The organism is Thauera sp. (genome assembly GCF_034003485.1).
Lineage (GTDB): Bacteria > Pseudomonadota > Gammaproteobacteria > Burkholderiales > Rhodocyclaceae > Thauera.
Genome location: NZ_JAVEYL010000012.1, coordinates 98,394 through 116,655 on the forward strand (window position 1 = coordinate 98,394; position 18,262 = coordinate 116,655).

The window sequence follows — 18,262 nt, forward strand, 5'->3', positions numbered from 1 at the left end:
ATCGTGACCACAGCAATCGCCCCATGGTGATCGCATGAAGGCGAAGCGTGCGCGCGTCGCCCGCTCCCACAGACCTCCCACAGACAGTTGCTCCCACGTGGGCCGCACGAGCCTGGCTGTCCATTCGAGCGGTCGGTCCGGAAAGCGCTCCCCGACGCTCCGCGCGGCGACCGAACGCGCTACCATCTTCGAGCCGCCAGCCCGGGATCCGAAGATGGACAGCCAGACGATACGCATCCTGCTCAACGGCGAGCCGGTCGACATCGCCGACGTCGCCCCCACCACCAGCCTGCTCGCGTGGCTGCGCGGCGCGCGCGGCCTCACCGGCACCAAGGAGGGCTGCAACGAAGGCGACTGCGGCGCGTGCACCGTGGTCGTGGGCGAGCTGCGTGGCGAACGCGCCGGCGAGGGCGCGGTGCTGCATCTGGCCACCATCAACGCCTGCCTGTGCTTCGTCCCCACGCTCGACGGCAAGGCGGTGTTCACCGTCGAATACCTTCGCCGCCAGGCCGGCGGTGCGCTGCACCCGGTGCAGCAGGCCCTGGTCGACTGTCACGGCTCGCAATGCGGCTTCTGCACGCCGGGCTTCGCGATGTCGCTGTGGGATGTCTACAACGCCAGTGCGGCAGAGGGCAGCCGGCCCGACGCCGACCGCATCGGCAACGCGCTCGCCGGCAACCTGTGCCGGTGCACCGGCTACCGGCCGATCATCGAGGCCGGGACGCGGATGTTCGAGTTCCCCGCGCTGGCGCTCGACCGCGACGCGCTGCGCCGGCAGTTGCTCACCCTGCAACGCGCCACCACCCTGGACTACACGCACGACGGCGCACGCTTTCTCGCCCCGCGCACGCTCGCCGAGCTGCTCGAACTGCGCCGGCGCCATCCGGAGGCGACGCTGCTGGCCGGCGGCACCGATGTCGGCGTGTGGGCAAACAAGCAATTCCGCGCGCTCGGCCCCATCCTTTACCTCGGCGAAGTCGCCGAACTGCACCGGCTGCGGGAGGAAGAGGGCGTGCTGCACATCGGCGCCGCGCTCAGCCTCACCGACGCCTTCGCGGCGCTCGCCGGCCCCATCCCCGAGCTCGGCGAACTGTGGGAACGCTTCGCCTCGCCGCCGGTGCGCAACGCCGGCACCCTCGGCGGCAACGTCGCCAACGGCTCGCCGATCGGCGACACGATGCCGGCGCTGATCGCGCTCGGCAGCCGGGTCGTGCTCGCCGGCGTGCGCGGTTGGCGCAGCCTGGCGCTCGAGGATTTCTACCTCGACTACATGAAGAAGGACCTCGCCGCCGACGAGATCGTCGCCGCGATCGAGCTGCCGCTGCCCACTGCCGGGCTGCGCTTGCGGAGCTGGAAGCTGTCGAAGCGCTTCGACTCGGACATCTCGGCGCTGTGCGGCGCCTTCGCACTGCACCTCGAAGACGGCGTGGTGCGCGCGCCGCGCATCGCCTTCGGCGGCATGGCCGCCACCCCGCGCCGTGCGCCGCGCACCGAGGCCGCGCTCGAAGGCAAGCCGTGGAACGAGGCGACGCTCGCCCTCGCGCTGCAGGCCCTCGCCACAGACTTCGACCCGCTCACCGACCTGCGCGCCAGCGCCAGCTACCGCCGCCGCGCCGCCGCCGGCCTGCTGCGCCGCTTCCACCTCGAGACGCGTGCCGATGCGCCGCTTGCGTCGGCGCAGACCCGGGTCTTCGCCGCCTTCGACCCCCGCGCCGCGGACCTGCGCGCGCCGGACGCCTGAGGTCGCCGCCATGATCGCACCCCGCCCCGGCCCCGGCCCCGTCCCCGCCCCCGACCTCGGGCACCGCCCCCCCGCCGCGCGCCACCCCCACCCGCACGAATCCGCCCACCTGCACGTCAGCGGCGAGGCGATGTACGTGGACGACCTGCCCGAACTCGCCCGCACCGTGCACGCCGCGCTCGGCCTGTCCACGCAGGCGCACGCCCGCATCGCCCGGCTCGATCTCGACGCGGTGCGCGCGATGCCCGGCGTCATCGGCGTGCTCACCGCCGCCGACATCCCCGGCGCCAACGACTGCGGCCCGATCGTGCACGACGACCCGATCCTCGCCGGCGACGAGGTGTGCTACGTCGGCCAGCCGATCTTCGCCGTGATCGCCGACCACCACGACGCCGCGCGCCGCGCCGCGCGCGCCGCGGTGATCGACTACGCGCCGCTGCCCGCCCTGCTCGATCCGCTCGAAGCCGCCCGCCAGCAGTCCCTGGTGCTGCCGCCGCTGCAGCTCGTGCGCGGCGACCCCGCAGCACGCCTGGCCGCCGCCCCGCACCGGCTGCAGGGGCGCTGGCAGGTCGGCGGTCAGGAGCACTTCTACCTTGAAGGCCAGGTGGCCTGCGCCGCGCCGCGCGAGGACGGCGGCATGCAGTTGTGGTGCTCCACACAGCATCCCAGCGAGATGCAGCACGTCGTCGCGCAGGCGCTCGGGCTGGCCGCCAACCGCGTGGTGGTCGAGACGCGGCGCATGGGCGGCGGCTTCGGCGGCAAGGAATCGCAGTCGGCGCTGTTCGCCTGCGTCGCGGCGCTGGCGGCGGCAAAATTCGGCCGCCCGGTCAAGCTGCGCCCCGACCGCGACGACGACATGCTGATCACCGGCAAGCGCCACGACTTCCACTACGACTACGAGGTCGGCTTCGACGACGACGGCCGCGTGCTCGCGCTGCGCATCGAGATGATCGCGCGCGCCGGCTTCTCCGCCGACCTGTCCGGCCCGGTCGCCACGCGCGCGGTGTGCCATGTCGACAACGCCTATTACCTCGCGGATGTCGACATCCGCGCCCTGCTCGCGCGCACCAACACCCAGTCCAACACCGCGTTTCGCGGCTTCGGCGGGCCGCAGGGCGCGATCGCGATCGAACACGCGCTCGACAGCATCGCCCGCCAGCTCGGGCGCGACCCGCTCGATGTGCGCAAGCTCAACTTCTACGGCGGCGCTGGCCGCGACACCACGCCCTACGGCCAGACCGTCGCCGACAACGTGATCTTTGATCTGGTCGCCGAGCTGGAAACCGACAGCGACTACCGCGCCCGCCGCAGCGCGATCGCCGCCTTCAACGCGGCGAGCCCGGTGCTGAAGAAGGGGCTCGCGCTCACCCCGGTGAAGTTCGGCATCTCCTTCAACCTCACCCACCTCAACCAGGCCGGCGCGCTGGTGCATGTGTATACCGATGGCTCGGTGCTGGTGAACCACGGCGGCACCGAGATGGGCCAGGGGGTGAACACCAAGGTCTGCCAGGTGGTGGCGCACGAGCTCGGCATCGACCTTGCCCGCGTGCGCGCCACCGCCACCGACACCAGCAAGGTCGCCAACACCTCGGCCACCGCGGCCTCGACCGGCGCCGACCTCAACGGCAAGGCCGCCGAGGACGCCGCCCGCCGCATCCGCCTGCGCCTGGCGGACTTCGCCGCACGCACCTGGGGAGATGGCGCAGCCGGGGCCGACGTGCGCTTCGCCGACGACCACGTCCATGTCGGCGGGCGCACGATCGCCTTCGCCGAGCTGGTGCAGCAGGCCTACCTCGCCCGCGTGCAGCTCTGGTCCGAGGGCTTCTACGCCACGCCCGGCCTGCACTGGGACGCGACGACGCTGACCGGCCACCCGTTCTACTACTTCGCCTATGGCGCGGCGGTGTCCGAGGTGCTGATCGACACCCTGACCGGCGAGTGGCGGCTGCTGCGCGCCGACCTGGTGCACGACGCCGGCGACTCGATCAACCCGGCGCTCGACCGCGGCCAGGTCGAAGGCGGCTTCATCCAGGGCATGGGCTGGCTGACGATGGAAGAGCTGTGGTGGAACGCCGACGGCCGGCTGATGACGCACGCGCCCTCCACCTACAAGATCCCGGCCGCGCACGACTGCCCGGCCGGGTTCCACGTGCGCCTCTTCCCCAACCCCAACCGCGCGGACACCATCCTGCGCTCCAAGGCGGTGGGCGAGCCACCGCTGCTGCTCGCGTTCTCGGTGTGGTTCGCGATCCGCGACGCCATCGCCGCGGTCGGCGACGGGCGCACCAATCCGCCGCTGCGCGCGCCCGCCACGCCCGAGGCCATCCTCGATGCGGTCGATGCGCTGCGCACGCAGTGCGACACCGAACTGGCCGCCGGGGGCGAGCCTCCACGACACCATCCTCCTGCGCAGATGTGACCTGGCACACACGCTGGACGCGAAACCTGCGGCCGCCAGGCACCGGACTGCTAGGATTGGGCACTTTTCTGCCTAGCCCTCTCATGAGCCCCCCCGAGTCGAGACTCTTTCAGGCAGCGGTCATGCAGTCCTGGAACGCGATCGTGATCACCGACGCAGACCTCGCTGCGGGCTGTCGGGTGCAGATCGCAAACCCCGCGTTCTGCGCCATGACCGGCTACTCCCCGGACGAACTGCACGGCCGCCCGCTGACGATGCTTCAGGGGCCAGAAACGGATCCTGCGGTGATCGCCGAGTTGCGCGCGTGCCTGAAGGAGGCCCGCTTCTTCGAAGGCACGGCGATCAACTACCGCAAGGACGGTTCGACCTATGTCGTGCGCTGGAACATCACGCCGGTTCGCGACGACGACGGCGTGCTCACGCACTTCATCTCGGTGCAGCGGGACATCTCGGAATCCGTGCGCGCCGAACGCGAAATCCGCCTGCTCGCGCGTGCGCTCGACGCCGCCAGCGACCCGATCCTGGTCACCGACGCGCGCGAGCGCATCATCTTCGCCAACACCGCCTTCGCCGCGGTGACCGGCTATGCCCCCGAAGAGCTTCTGGGAAAGACGCCGGCGCTGTTCCGTTCGGGCAAGCACGACACGGCCTTTTACGCCGACCTGCGTGAGTCGCTGGCCCGCGGCGCCGACTTTCGCGCCACCTTCATCAACCAGCGGCGCGATGGCTCGCTCTACCACGCCGAGCAAAGCATTTCTCCGATCTACGACGAGAAGGGGCGCGTCACCCACTATGTGAGCGTCAGCAAGGACATCTCCGAGCGTGTCGACATGGAGCAGGCGCTGCGCCACGCCGCCACCCGCGACACGCTCACCGGGCTCTACAACCGCCGCTATGGCGAGCATCTGATCGAAGACGCGCTGACCAGGGCCGACACCTCGGGCGAGCCGCTCACCCTGCTGGTGTGCGACATCGACCACTTCAAGCGCATCAACGACGGTTTCGGCCACCCGACCGGCGATCAGGTGCTTCGGGACACCGCGCGCATCCTGAGCCAGTCGGTACGCAGCCGCGACGCGGTGATTCGATGGGGCGGCGAAGAATTCGTGATCCTGCTCGACGCCTGCCCGCGGGGCCCCGCCGTCGAACTGGCCGAACGCATCCGGCTGCGTATCCACCAGCACCGGCATGTCGAAGTCGGCCAGGTAAGCTTGTCGATAGGGCTGGCGACACGCATGCCGGGCGAGTCGATGGAGGCGCTGATCGGGCGTGCCGATGCTGCACTCTACGAAGCCAAGCGCAGCGGACGGAACCGCCTGGCGCTCGCCCCCCTTCCATAAGGCCCATGGGCACGATCCACCCGCGAAGCCATGCCTTCTCTTGCCATTGCCCTCGAACACCACGCACCTGCCGACGAAACGCCCGTGCTGAGTCCCGCCCAGTTGGGCGGACTGATCGCCGTCATCGCGTCCCTGCACCTGACCGCAAACTACAGTTTCCTGCTCTTTCACACCCTGATCGAGATCTTCCGCATCGTGGTGCTGGGTGGCATCTTCGTTCTGGCCTGGCACTCGCGGCGCTGGAGCGCGAACAACTTTCTGCTCATCGTCGGCATCAGCTCGATCTTCGTCGCCGCACTGGTGGTACTGCACACGCTGTCCTACAAGGGACTGGGCCTCTTCCCCGGCTACGACGCCAATCTGCCAACCCAGTTGTGGATCGCCTTCCGCTATCTTGAAAGCGCCTCCTTCCTGTTCGCGGCACTTTCGATCCGGCGCAGCGACTCGGCGCACAGGCTGGTCGCCACCTACACGCTGGTCACCGTCACGCTGGGACTGGCCGTGTTCCCCGGCCACTTCCCCGACTGTTTCATCGAGGGCCAGGGGCTGACCGACTTCAAGGTGACGAGCGAGTTCGTCATCATCGGCCTGTTCGCCCTCAGCCTCGTCGCCCTGCTGGCTCGGCGCGAGCACTTCGAACGCAGCGTGCTCACGCTGATCGTCGGCGCGATCCTCTTCGCCGTGTTGTCGGAGTTCGCCTTCACTCGCTACGTCGGCGTGTTCGACTACGCCAACGAGGTCGGCCATTACCTGCTGCTGGTGTCCACCTACCTCCTGTACCGCGCCATGCTGGTCACCGGCATTGCAGCCCCCTTCGATCTGCTCTTTCGCAATCTCAAGCAGAACGAAGCCGAGCTCGAGGGCAAGGTCGTCGAACGCACGCGCGCACTGAGCGAGGCTCAGGCGCTGAATACGGCCTTCCTGGACAACTCGCCCAGCGTCATCTACCTGATCGACACCCGCTGCCGCTACACGCTGGCCAATGCCACCTTCGAGCGCATGGTGGATCGGCCGCGCGATCAGATCCTCGGCTGCACGGCTTTCGACCTGTGGCCAGCGGAGATCGCCGAGGAACTCGAGCGCAACAACCACAAGGTGCTCAACAGCCGCACGCCACACTTGATGACCGAGGTCGTCGGCGCCGGCACGGGCACCCGCCTCTTCGAGTCGGTCCATTTTCCGCTGGTCGACGACAACGGCACCCTGGTCGGCGCCGGCGGCATCGCCACCGACATCACCGAGCATCGCCTCGCCGATGAGCGCTACCGCCTGATGATTCACACCTCGATGGACGCCTTCGTGCTCATCGATTCGGAAGCCCGCATCCTCGAAGTCAACGACGCGGCGTGCACGCTTACCGGCTACAGCCGCGAGCAGTTGCTCACCCTGTCGGTCGACGCCCTCAAGGCAGAGGGGGACATTCAGGGCGTCCGGAACACCCTGGCCCGCGTGCGCCGCGAGGGCGCCGTGCGTTTCGACAGCGTGTGGCGCTGCAGGAACGGCGAGCTACGCGACATCGAGGCCAGCATCAAGTGCCTCAAGCACATCGTGGATCCGCGCTACTTCTGCTTCATCCGTGACATCACCGAGCGCAAACGTTCGGAGACGCACATCGACTACCTCGCCCACCACGACGTGCTGACCGGTCTGCCGAACAAGCTGCTGTTCCAGAAAACGTTCGAGCAGCGACTCGGCCAGGCGCGCGACGCCCCGTACGAATGCGCGCTGGCTTACCTCGATCTCGACAACTTCAAGGTCGTCAACGACACCCTCGGTCACGTCCTCGGCGACAACCTGCTGCGCCAGGTCGCCGGCCGCCTGCAAGGCCTGCTGGGCGAGCATCACGCGCTGTGCCGGGTCAGCGGCGACGAATTCCTGCTCCTGTGCGACTTCGCCGACGAAGCCATGGTCCGCAGCCTGGCCGAGCAGGTACTCGCCGCGCTCGCCCTGCCGATGAACATCGACGGCCATGAGCTGACCGGGACCGCCTCACTCGGCCTGGCCATGTACCCCAAGGACGGCAAGGACTTCGACACCCTGTACAAGAAGGCCGACACCGCGATGTTCCAGGCCAAGGCAGCCGGCCGCAACGCCTTTCGCTTCTTCGACGAGGCGATGCACGCCGAGGCGCTCGAGCGTCTCGGACTGCTTGCCGAGCTGCGCCTTGCGCTCGAGCGCGACGAGTTGCGCCTGCATTACCAGCCCCAGGTGGACCTGAGCACGGGTGCCCTCATCGGCGCCGAGGCGCTGCTGCGCTGGCAGCGCGCCGACGGGCAGATGATTGCGCCCGATCGCTTCATCCCGCTCGCCGAAGACAGCGGCCTGATCGTCCCGATCGGCGCCTGGGTGTTGCGCGAGGCCTGTCGCCAGGCGGCAGACTGGCAGCGCCAGGGGCTGCCGCCCATGGTGATGGCCGTCAATATGTCGGCCGTGCAGTTCCGCCGCCCCGACCTGCTGGCCACGGTGGCCGATGCCCTCGCCCGATCCGGCCTGCCCGCATCCTGTCTCGAGCTCGAGCTCACCGAATCGCTGCTGATCGACGACTCCGAGCTGGCCCTCGAAACAGCGCGCCAACTCCATGCGCTCGGCCTGCACCTGTCGATCGACGACTTCGGCACCGGCTACTCCAGCCTGTCCTACCTGAAGCGCTTCGCGGTCGACAAGCTGAAGATCGACCAGTCCTTCGTGCGCGAGATGGATCGGGATGCCGACAACGCGACCCTGGTGCACACCATCGTGCAGATGGCGCACAACCTCGGCCTCAAGACCATCGCCGAAGGGGTGGAGGACGCGAACGTGGCCGCGCATCTGCACCGACTCGAATGTGACGAGGCGCAGGGCTATCACTTCGCCCGCCCGATGCCGGCCGACGCCTTCGAAGCCTGGGTGAGCGCCCATGCTGCCGGGCACCCGAGGCCGGCACGGTGAACGCCTGGATCGGAACGCTCGCCGAGCTCATGCGCGCGGGCACGCGGGTCGTGCTGGTCAGCGTTGTCGCCACCCGCGGCTCGGCGCCGCGCGCACCCGGCGCACGCATGATCGTCGCCGCTGACGGCAGCCACGGCAGCATTGGCGGCGGCCGGCTGGAGCAGCGCGCGACCGAGATTGCGCACGCGTTGCTGAGCACTGGCGACCCCGCCCCCCGGCTCGAGCGCGTCGCCCTCGGCGCCAGCCTCGGCCAATGCTGCGGTGGCGTCGTCCATCTGCTGTTCGAGCCGGTGGACGCCACCCGACAGCCCTGGGTAGAGCGCGCGGCCGCACTCGCCGGCGCCGGGCGTGCCTGGGGGCGAAGCCTGCGCTTTGGCTGCGACCGTGCGGCCGACGTGCAGGTCTTCGACGCGGATTCGCTCGAGCACGTCTTGACCGATCCGGTACATGTCGAGCAGGCCCGCAGGCTGCTCATCGGCGGCACCGACGACGCCGTGCTGCTCACAGGCCTGGCCCCATCGGAATCGCTCAGGGGCGCCGCCGACGACGGCATGACCATGGTGCTCGACGCCAGCCCGCCGCCCGCGCTGAGGGTGGTGCTGTTCGGCGCCGGCCACGTCGGCCGCGCACTCGCAGAGGTTCTTGGGCGGCTGCCGATACGCGTGCGCTGGGTCGATTCGCGCGCGGAAGAATTCCCCGCCACCGTGGGGACCAATATCGAGGTCTGCTGCACCGACACCCCCGAGGCCGAGGTGCGCCGGGCCCCGGCCGACACCCTCTTTCTGGTGCTCACCCACAGCCATGCGCTCGACTTCGAACTGGTGCGGCAGATCCTCGGGCGCGACGACTTCCGCCTGTGTGGGCTGCTCGGCTCGCGGGCCAAGCGCGCACGCTTCGTCCAGCGCCTGCGCGCACGCGGCCTCGCCGAGCACGCCATCGCCCGCCTGCACTGCCCGCTCGGCCTGAGCGGGGTGCCTGGCAAGGAACCCGAGGTGATCGCAATTGCAATCGCCGCCGCGCTGCTGCAGTTGCGCGCCGCCACGCCGGCCGCTCCCCCCGCGCGGCGCGCCCTGGCCTGAAAGGAGGCGCCCGACCGCCATGACCGACACCCGCCTGACCGTCATCCGCGGCGAAATCCTGCACTTCCTCGCCGACCCGGCGCACGACGCCCGCGCGCTCGAGCACTTCGCCGACGGCGCGCTGATCGTGCGCGCCGGCCACATCGCCGAATGCGGCCCGGCACCCGCGCTGCTGGCCAAGCTGCCGGCCGGCACGCCGATCACCGACTACCGCGGCAAGCTGATCCTGCCCGGCTTCGTCGACACCCACATCCATTACCCGCAGACCGACATCATCGCCAGCCACGGCGAGCAGTTGCTCGAATGGCTGGAGAAATACACCTTCCCCGCCGAGCGCCGCTTTGCCGATCCGGTCCACGCCGCCGAGGTGGCGAACTTCTTCTGCGACGAACTGCTGCGCAACGGCACCACCACCGCGGCCGCCTTCGCCACCGTGCATGCTGGATCGGTCGACGCGCTGTTCGAAGCCGCGCGCGCGCGCCACATGCGGCTGATCACCGGCAAGGTGCTGATGGACCGCAACTGCCCCGAATTCCTGTGCGACACCGCCGCCAGCGGCTACGCCGAATCGAAGGCGCTGATCGAACGCTGGCACGGCCGCGGCCGCCTGCTCTATGCGATCACCCCGCGCTTCGCGCCCACCTCGAGCCCCGAGCAGATGCAGCTCGCCGGCCGGCTGTTCGCCGAGCATGCGGGCGTGTTCCTGCAGTCGCATCTGGCGGAGAACCGCGGTGAGGTGGCCTGGGCGGCGCAGCTCTACCCCGAGGCGCGCAGCTACCTCGACGTCTATGCACGCTTCGGCCAGCTCGGCATGCGCGCGGTATACGCGCACTGCCTCTGGGTCGACGATGAAGACCGCCGGCGCATGGCCGACACCGGCACTGCGATGAGCTTCTGCCCGACCTCGAACCTGTTCCTCGGCTCCGGGCTCTTCGACCTGCAGCGCGCACGCGAAGTGGGCGTGCGCGTCGGCCTGGGCACCGACGTCGGCGCCGGCACCAGCTTCTCGATGCTGCAGACCATGAACGAGGCCTACAAGGTGCTGCACCTCGCCGGCCAGTCACTGTCGGCGGAGAGCGCCTTCCACCTCGCCACCCTGGGCGGCGCGCACAGCCTGTACCTGGACGATCGCATCGGCAACTTCACCGCGGGCAAGGAAGCCGACTTCGTCGTCCTCGACCCGCAAGCCACCCCGCTCCTCGAGCGCCGCAGGGCCGCCTGCTCCACGCTCGCAGAGCGCCTATTCGTGCTGATGATGCTCGGCGACGATCGCGCGGTGGCGGCGACGCACCTGATGGGCCAAGCCGCTTGGCCGGTCACCCGCGCGACGGCGAAAGCCCCCCGCAGCTAAGGGGCAGGGGCGAGGGGCCGCCTCACACCATGGCGACAAACTCGTCCCACGCCTCGATCGGCGCGGGCTTGCCAAACAGGTAGCCCTGGTAGAACTCGCAGCCGTGCTCCCGGAGGAACTCGCGCTGGACGGCGGTCTCCACCCCTTCGGCGATCACTTCCAGACCCAGGGCGTGGCTCAGCGACAGCACGGCGAGTACGATCGCCTCGCTGCCCGCGTCCTGCGCCATGTCGCGGACAAAGGACTGATCGATCTTCAACTGGGCGAACGGCAGGCGCTTGAGGTAGGACAGCGATGAATACCCGGTGCCGAAGTCGTCGAGCGCGAACTGGATTCCAAGCTCGCGCAACTGGTTCATGCGGCCCACGGTTTCGTCCAGATCGGCAAGGATCGCGCTTTCGGTCAGCTCCAGCTTGAGCCGGGTGGCATCGATCCCGGCCGCCATGACCGTGCGCTCGACGCTGGCGACGAAGTCGGGGCGGTGGAACTGACGGGCGCTGACATTGACCGCGATCGTCAGGTGGCGTGTCTGCACATTCGCCTGCCACCGCGCCAGTTGGGCACAGGCCGCCTTGAGCACCCACAATCCGATCGGCACGATCTGGCCGGTGTCCTCGGCGAGCGGGATGAACGCCGCCGGCGACACCATCCCCCCGCCCGCCTGCGGCCAGCGAATGAGCGCTTCGGCACCGATCACCCTGCCGCCGTGGTCCAGTTGGGGCTGGAAGAACAGGCAGAACTCCTCCGCTTCGATGGCCTTGTTGAGGCTGGCCTCAAGGCGCGCATGCGCATCGACCATGGCCTGCATGCTCGGGTTGAAGAAACAGACGGTGTTGCGACCGTCCTGCTTCGCCCGGTAGAGGGCCACTTCGGCCTGCTTGAGCAAGGTCTCGAGCGAGCTTTCGCCGTCGAAAAACAGGCTGACGCCGATGCTCAAGGTGACCAGGTGTCGATCGTCCTCGCCCTCGCCGAGGACGTAGGGCGCCTCGAGTTCGCACTGCAATTTGCGCGCAACGTGCTCGGCATGGGCGAGCGCCTCGGCTTCGGTGCCGCCGATGCACTCGATCAGCACGGCGAAGTCGTCGTCGCCGTGGCGGGCGACGGTGTCTTCATCCCGCACACCGCCACGCAGGCGTTCTGCCACCGCGCGCAGAAGCCGGTCGCCCGCTGCATGGCCGAGCGTATCGTTGAGTTGCCGGAAGCGATCGACGTCGACCAGGATCAGCATGCCGTGCGACTCTCGGCGCGAGTTGCTGCGGATCGCCTGGGCGATGCGGTCGTGGAGCAAGGCGCGATTGGGCAGCCCGGTGAGGGCGTCGTAGTAGGCGAGACGGTGCAGCAAGGCCTCGGACTGCTTGCGCTGCGTGATGTCTTCCTTGACCGCAACGTAGTGCGTGACCTCGCCGCCGGCACCCTTGATCGGCGCGATCGTCGCCAGCTCGAGGTAGGTCGAACCGTCCTTGCGCGTGTTGTGGAACTCGCCGCGCCAGACCTCGCCACGACAGAGGGCGGCCCACATCTGTTCATAGGTCGCACCCGGCGTCAGCCCGGCGTTGAGGATGCGTGGGTTGTTGCCGACCACGTCCGCGCTCGAATAGCCGGTGGTGCGCGTGAAGGCTTCGTTGACGTAAATGATGCGCGCCGAGGTGTCGGTGATGACGATGGACTCCGGACTCTGCTCGATGACGGTCGACAGTCGCCGCAGCTCGGCGTCCCGCTTCGCGATCTGGGTCGCCATGTTGTCGACCCCCAGGGAGAGTTCGTCGAGCTCGCTGACCCCGGAAGTGTGGCCGACACGCGTGTCGAGCTGTCCTGCCGCAATGCGAGCCAGCGCACCGCGCACCTGCGCGGCCCACACCTCGATGAAGCGGTAGATGTGAAACCGCGCGAGCAGGGCCGACGCCAGGGCGATTGCCGCAATCACCGCCAGTTGCACGAACAGGCGGTCCTGCACCGCACCGAGCGAACGCTCGAGCGGCGCGCCGATGGCGATGAACCCACTTTCGGGCGCGAAATCGGGCGAAGTCACGCCATACAGGCGCGACATACCATCGAGCCCGCGTAGCTGCCCGACCCCCCCCGCCTGTGTCACTTCCGACATGCGCTCCAGCATCCCGGCGGGCACCACGCCATCGGGCCGCTCCAGTGGACCAGGCTGGTGTGCAAGCACGTACCCGCCCGCGCTGATCACGCTCGCCTCCCAGTCGGGCGGGAGGTCGAAGCCCTCGATCAACCGGTCGAACCAGGTCATCGTGATCGAGGCGAACAGCACGGCACGCAACTCCCCGGACGGGTCCTTGAGCGGATAGCCGAACACGATCCCCGGCTTGCCGGTGATGCGCCCGATGATGAACTCGCCGGCAGAAATCCCCTCGGCCCGCATCGCATTACGGAACCACGCACGATCGGCGACACTGACCGCGGCCGTCGAGGCTTGGGCACTGCAGAACACCGCCCCATCGGGGTGGGCCGCGCCGATGTTGGCGAAACCTTCGAGCGAGCCGATCAGCCTGCGTGCGATCCCGGTGCACGCGCCCGGGTCCATCGACTGCAGATCACCGGAGCGGGCCATGATCCGCAGGGCGAGCGCAACCGCACGGTGCGCCGCTTGCGCCTCACGGTGCGCACCGGCCAGGCGATCGCTCACTTCGGTGTGGATGGCGGCCAGCGCCTGCTCCCTGCGCTCGCCGTAATCGATGAGCGTGAAGAGCAGGATCGGGAGTACCGCGATCGCGATCGTCAGCCAGAGTCGAAGGTTCAGCGAATTGCGCAGCATCGTCAGCGGGAGCGGAGAGCCTCGGGTTCCTGTAATGGAAAGTGTCTTCAAGCGGACGCCAGGACAGGGTGCCCGAAACGGGCAGCGATGTCTCGATACACTTCCCCTATCCCGACAACTTCATCACGCCGGACTTCGCGAACGGATTCACAGCCGTTCGCAGGCGCCTGCTATATGCTCAGCACCCGGGTCGAGCTGACTCGACCAGCCGCGCCGTCGCACGACACCCCATGCCGCACACCCTCTTCAACAGACGCGAAAGCCTCCGCACACTGCTTTCCCTGCTCTGTCTTCCCGCCCTGGCCGCCTGCAGTCCGCCGGCTGCACCGCTATCGGTGTCGGCTCATCCGTGGCCGGGTTACGAGTTGATGTTCCTCGCCGCGCGCGAGGGCTGGATCGACGAGCGCTCGGTGCAATTGCGCGAGTCGGTGTCGGCCACCGAGTCGATGCAGCGCCTGCGTGCAGGCACGATCGACGCGGCGGCGCTGACGCTGGACGAGACGATCACGCTGCTCGCCGAAGGCGTGGATCTGCGCGTCGTGCTCGTTTTCAATGTTTCATCCGGCGCCGACGCCCTCGTCGCCAAGCCGCACGTCAGGAGCCTGCAGGATCTGAGGGGCAGGCGCGTGGGCGTGGAAGACAGCGCGGTCGGCGCGCTGATGCTGCACGCTGCGCTCGCAACGGCAGGCATGAGCCGTTCGGACGTCATCGCCACCCCCCTGACCTTCGACCAGCACCTTGCGGCCTGGACGCAAGGCAAGGTGGATGCAGTGGTGAGCTTCGAGCCGGTGCGCGGCATGCTCCTGCGCAAGCACGGTCGGGTGCTGTTCGACAGCACCGGCCTCCCCGACACGATCATCGACGTCCTAGCCGTGAGCGCGCAGACGATGGCTGACAAGAACAAGCGGCGCGCGCTTCGCCTGCTCATCGACGGGCACTTCCTCGCCCTTCGTCACCTGCGCACGAACCCGGCCGATGCCGCCTACCGACTGGCGGTGCGCCTCGGTGACAGCGGCCCCGCAGCACTGCAAAGCTATCGCGGCCTGATCCTGCCCGACGAACACGCAAACCGTCGCCTGCTCGATGCGCAGGGACAACTGCACCAGTCGGTGAAGACCCTGTCCGCGATGATGCTCGAGTGGGGCCAGATCGCCCGCGCTCCCCAACTCGATCGCCTCATCGACGCCAGCCTGCTGCCGCACGCGGAGGTGCCTGCCCGATGAGCGGCGCATGCCCTGTCGCCTCACGATCATGGCAGGGCCGCTGCGCGCGCCTGCTGTGCGGGCTGCTGCTGTGCCTCGGGCCGGGCGCCGCGCTCGCGGCCCACACGCTGGTGCTCGCGGTGAGCGCACAGCGAACGCCCGAACAGATGCTGCAACGATGGGAGCCGCTCACCGCCTACCTCGAGCAGCACCTGGGCGACACCCGGGTCAGCCTGCTCGCCCTGCGCCCCGCCGACTTGCGTGATCACCTTGCGCGCCAGACCGTCGATATCGTGATCACCGACGCAGGCGACTACGTGCTGCTGCGCCGCCACAATCCGCTGACCAGCCCGCTCGCGACCATCGTCCCGCGCGCCCACGGCAACCGTGTGATCGGCACCGGCGGCGTCATCTTCGCGCGCAGCGACCGCACCGAGCTTCGCGAGCTGAACGCGCTGCGCGGCGCGCGCATTGCCGCGCCCGCCCCCTCATCGCTCGGCGGCTATCAGGCCCAGTTGATGGCCCTGTTCGAGAACGGCATCGACCTCGGCGAGGCGACCCCGGTGCAGTTTCTGGGCAGCACGCACGACGCCGTGGTGGACGCCGTGCTCAGCGGCACGGCCGACGTGGGGTTTGCGCGCAGCGGCATCCTCGAGGAGCTCACCGCAGAGGCTCGGCTACCGCCCGGCGCGCTGCAGATCATCAACCGCCAGAACCTGCCCAGCTACCCGTACGCGGTGTCCACGCGACTGTATCCAAACGCCCCGGTGTTCGCCGCCGCGCACGTCGAACCCGCAATCGCGCGCCGCGTGGCCGCAGCCCTGATGATGCTCGACCCCGACGACCCGGCTGCCCGCGCTGCCGGCATTGCGGGCTTCGAGCCCGCCGTCGATTACGAGCCGGTGGAGGACCTGCTGCGCACGCTGCGGCTTCCGCCCTACGACATGACCCCCAGCTTCGGCCTGGCCGACATCTGGATCCAGCACCCTTACTCGGTCGTGCTCGGGGTCGCAGGGCTGCTCGCGGTGAGCGTGCTGGCGCTCGCACTCGGGCTCACCAACCGACGCTTGCGCACGGAAAAGGCTACCCTCGAACACGCACGCATGGATCTTGCCGCGAGCGTGCACCAGCACCGCGAGACCCTGCACGAGCTCGAGAACGAGCGCGCGCGCCTGCAGGCTCAGGAAGAAGTACTGCGCAACCTTGCTCACTTCGATCCGCTGACCGGGCTGCCGAACCGCCGCCTGTTTTCCGACCGTCTGAACCACTCCATCACGCGTGCGCGGCGCACGGGCAAGAACCCCGCAGTGGGTTTCGTCGATCTCGACGACTTCAAGCCGATCAACGACCGTTTCGGCCACGAGGCGGGTGATCGCGTGCTGGCGCAGATTGCCCAGCGCCTGCACGACAGCGTGCGCTCTGCCGACAGTGTTGCGCGCATGGGCGGGGACGAATTCGCCTTGCTGTTCGACGAGGCCGACGCGGGTGCGGACGGGCTCGCGCCGCTACTCGAGCGCATCGTTCACGCGCTGGAAGCGCCGATCGATGTCGGCGGGCAGTCGGTCGTCGTCACGGCGAGCATCGGCATCGCCCTCTATCCGCAGCACGGTGGCGATGAAGACGCGCTCATGCAAGCCGCCGACCGGGCGATGTATGCCGCCAAGGCGGCGGGTGCAAGCACTTACCATTTTTCGGACGGCTAGCCAGCAGCGCCGCGCGCGTGATGGGGAGTGTCGAAGACGCTATGCGCTGACAGTGCGCGCGCGCTCGAGCTCGCGGCGCTGGCGATGGAGGTCGGGTTTGACGAGGTATTCGCGGACGTGGCGCTAAGGCGAACAAGGGCCACGGCGGCGGACCGGAAGTGCAACGCTCGAGGTTTCCAGCCAATTCACCACGGCCGCAACAGCAAGGCAGCGCCGGAGTCTGTGCCCCTGCGAACACAAGCCCCCCCTTTTCACCTTGATACAGAAGAAGGACCTGTACGGACCGGTATGTCTTGACTGACAGCGTCATGCGAGCAGACTGGGGTCTGCGTGCTGCGACGCAAAATCAAATCGGCAGAGAGTTGTTAACGCAATGAAATTTTAATTGTGCACTGCACCTCAAACCGTCCAACGCAGCAAACCGATGCAGGAGATTCACCATCATGAACACGACTAACGAACAGCAACAAGTAGCCAGCAACACCGCCGATACCTTCACCCGCATGTCCGAAGTCGCGTTGTCGAGTATCGAGCGCCTGACCGCGCTGAACGTCAACATGGCCCGTGAGTCGCTTCAGCAAGGCATCTCGGCTTCAATGTCGGCCAGCCGCGCTCAGAACGGCAAGGATCAAGCTTACGAGAAGCAAGCCGAAGATCAGGTCAAGGTCCAGAACCGCCTCAACGGAGCCGGCGTCGAGCGCGTGACCGCCTACGTGCGCGATGTTCAGGAAATCTTCATGGAGGCCCAGTCGGAATTTTCCGAACTGATCCAGAAGCACATGTCGTCGTTCGGCATGAACGGCCAGATGGCATTCCCGGGAATGCGTGCGTTCGAAAAGATCGCGCAGCAGACCAGCGACATCACCAAGGCCAATGCGCGTGACATGGTCGATGCGACCGAGAAGGTGATTGAGAAGACGTCGCAGGGTCGCAAGGCCGCCTGAACCGTGTGCGTGCCATAAGTGAGGTTCTCGTCGTGAGACGATGACCGGGAAGCCCCGCCAGTCGGGGCTTTTTGCCGTCCCGCTGTCGTGTCACTGTCGTGGAGTGTCGCCGCGGGGCGCTCGTGTCCGCGACCGATGCATTGCGTTTTCAGGCGGCTTATTCCGGCGCCACGTACCAGAGAATCGCCAGGTAGTGCAGCACGCTGCCGGCCAGCACCAGCACGTGCCAGATGCCGTGGAGCATGGGCCAGTAGCGCCCCAGGGCGAAAAACGGCACGCCCAGGGTATAGGCGACACCCCCCGCCACCAGCAGGCCAAAGCCCATGGGGTCCATCGCCGCGCGCAGGGGTTCGATGGCAAACACCACCAGCCAGCCCATGACCAGATAGATGAGCACCGGCACGATGCGCCGGTCCTGCTTCCAGAGCAGATCGACGAGGATGCCGATCACGGCCAGGCCCCACACCACGCCGAACAGCGACCAGCCCCAGGGGCCGCGCAGGGTCACCAGGGTGAAGGGGGTGTAGGTGCCGGCGATGAGCAGATAGATGGTGCAGTGGTCCAGCCGGGTGAGGATGCCGCGGCGGCCGCCCTCGTAGCCATGCGACAGGGACGAGATCGCGTACAGCAGGATCAGCGAGGTGCCATAGATGCTGAAGCTGGTCAGCCGCCAGGCATCGCCCGCAGGCGTCACCATCAGCAGCCACACCGTGCCTGCCACCGCCGCCAGCGCGCCCAGCAGGTGGCTGAAACTGTTGAACCGCTCCAGCGCGGTCATC

At 68.3% G+C, this 18,262-nt stretch carries 11 protein-coding genes; 9 read left to right on the plus strand and 2 right to left on the minus strand.

The window, feature by feature from the left end:
* Positions 1–214: 214 nt before the first annotated feature.
* The 6 genes from xdhA (at position 215) to guaD (ending at position 10,858) form a co-directional block, all read left to right on the plus strand.
* Positions 215–1,741, plus strand: a complete 1,527-nt coding sequence (gene xdhA / locus RBT54_RS08870; RefSeq protein WP_320366271.1) for a xanthine dehydrogenase small subunit — start codon at positions 215–217, stop codon at positions 1,739–1,741.
* Between the two features lie 10 nt (positions 1,742–1,751).
* On the plus strand, positions 1,752–4,160 hold the full coding sequence (gene xdhB, locus RBT54_RS08875; RefSeq protein ID WP_320366273.1) for a xanthine dehydrogenase molybdopterin binding subunit: 2,409 nt from the start codon (positions 1,752–1,754) through the stop codon (positions 4,158–4,160).
* Positions 4,161–4,243: 83 nt separating this feature from the next.
* A complete protein-coding gene (locus RBT54_RS08880) occupies positions 4,244–5,500 on the plus strand; it encodes a diguanylate cyclase (RefSeq protein ID WP_320366275.1) in 1,257 nt (418 codons plus the stop codon).
* Between the two features lie 30 nt (positions 5,501–5,530).
* A complete protein-coding gene (locus RBT54_RS08885) occupies positions 5,531–8,428 on the plus strand; it encodes an EAL domain-containing protein (protein WP_320366277.1) in 2,898 nt (965 codons plus the stop codon).
* Positions 8,425–9,507 (plus strand): xanthine dehydrogenase accessory protein XdhC, encoded by a 1,083-nt coding sequence (gene xdhC, locus RBT54_RS08890; RefSeq protein WP_320366279.1) that lies wholly within the window; start codon positions 8,425–8,427, stop codon positions 9,505–9,507. Before RBT54_RS08885 ends, xdhC begins: the two co-directional genes overlap by 4 nt.
* 19 nt (positions 9,508–9,526) lie before the next feature.
* Positions 9,527–10,858 carry a guanine deaminase gene (gene guaD, locus RBT54_RS08895; RefSeq protein WP_320366281.1) on the plus strand — a complete coding sequence of 444 codons (1,332 nt, stop codon included), beginning with the start codon at positions 9,527–9,529 and terminating at the stop codon, positions 10,856–10,858.
* Positions 10,859–10,880: 22 nt separating this feature from the next.
* Here guaD and RBT54_RS08900 read toward each other — a convergent pair whose 3' ends face one another.
* Positions 10,881–13,634 (minus strand): EAL domain-containing protein, encoded by a 2,754-nt coding sequence (locus RBT54_RS08900; RefSeq protein WP_320366283.1) that lies wholly within the window; start codon positions 13,632–13,634, stop codon positions 10,881–10,883.
* Positions 13,635–13,864: 230 nt separating this feature from the next.
* Here RBT54_RS08900 and RBT54_RS08905 point away from each other — a divergent pair, with 230 nt between their 5' ends.
* The 3 genes from RBT54_RS08905 to RBT54_RS08915 all read left to right on the plus strand — a co-directional run bounded on the left by RBT54_RS08905 (position 13,865) and on the right by RBT54_RS08915 (position 17,483).
* Positions 13,865–14,857 carry an ABC transporter substrate-binding protein gene (locus RBT54_RS08905; protein ID WP_320366285.1) on the plus strand — a complete coding sequence of 331 codons (993 nt, stop codon included), beginning with the start codon at positions 13,865–13,867 and terminating at the stop codon, positions 14,855–14,857.
* A complete protein-coding gene (locus RBT54_RS08910; protein WP_320366287.1) occupies positions 14,854–16,539 on the plus strand; it encodes a diguanylate cyclase domain-containing protein in 1,686 nt (561 codons plus the stop codon). The genes RBT54_RS08905 and RBT54_RS08910 overlap by 4 nt, the downstream gene beginning before the upstream one ends.
* Before the next feature lie 443 nt (positions 16,540–16,982).
* The gene (locus RBT54_RS08915) at positions 16,983–17,483 is read left to right on the plus strand and encodes a phasin family protein (RefSeq protein ID WP_320366289.1); all 501 of its coding nucleotides are present in this window, start codon (positions 16,983–16,985) and stop codon (positions 17,481–17,483) included.
* A 157-nt stretch (positions 17,484–17,640) separates the two neighbouring features.
* Here RBT54_RS08915 and trhA read toward each other — a convergent pair whose 3' ends face one another.
* Positions 17,641–18,261 carry a PAQR family membrane homeostasis protein TrhA gene (trhA, locus tag RBT54_RS08920; protein ID WP_320366291.1) on the minus strand — a complete coding sequence of 207 codons (621 nt, stop codon included), beginning with the start codon at positions 18,259–18,261 and terminating at the stop codon, positions 17,641–17,643.
* Between the last annotated feature and the right edge of the window lies 1 nt (position 18,262).

Coding starts and splice junctions, on each gene's coding strand:
- RBT54_RS08880 (WP_320366275.1), top strand. CDS start 4,244: ATGAGCCCCCCCGAGTCGAGACTCTTTCAGGCAGCGGTCATGCAGTCC.
- RBT54_RS08915 (WP_320366289.1), top strand. CDS start 16,983: ATGAACACGACTAACGAACAGCAACAAGTAGCCAGCAACACCGCCGAT.
- xdhB (WP_320366273.1), top strand. CDS start 1,752: ATGATCGCACCCCGCCCCGGCCCCGGCCCCGTCCCCGCCCCCGACCTC.
- guaD (WP_320366281.1), top strand. CDS start 9,527: ATGACCGACACCCGCCTGACCGTCATCCGCGGCGAAATCCTGCACTTC.
- trhA (WP_320366291.1), bottom strand. CDS start 18,261: ATGACCGCGCTGGAGCGGTTCAACAGTTTCAGCCACCTGCTGGGCGCG.
- RBT54_RS08910 (WP_320366287.1), top strand. CDS start 14,854: ATGAGCGGCGCATGCCCTGTCGCCTCACGATCATGGCAGGGCCGCTGC.
- xdhA (WP_320366271.1), top strand. CDS start 215: ATGGACAGCCAGACGATACGCATCCTGCTCAACGGCGAGCCGGTCGAC.
- RBT54_RS08885 (WP_320366277.1), top strand. CDS start 5,531: ATGCCTTCTCTTGCCATTGCCCTCGAACACCACGCACCTGCCGACGAA.
- RBT54_RS08900 (WP_320366283.1), bottom strand. CDS start 13,634: ATGCTGCGCAATTCGCTGAACCTTCGACTCTGGCTGACGATCGCGATC.
- RBT54_RS08905 (WP_320366285.1), top strand. CDS start 13,865: ATGCCGCACACCCTCTTCAACAGACGCGAAAGCCTCCGCACACTGCTT.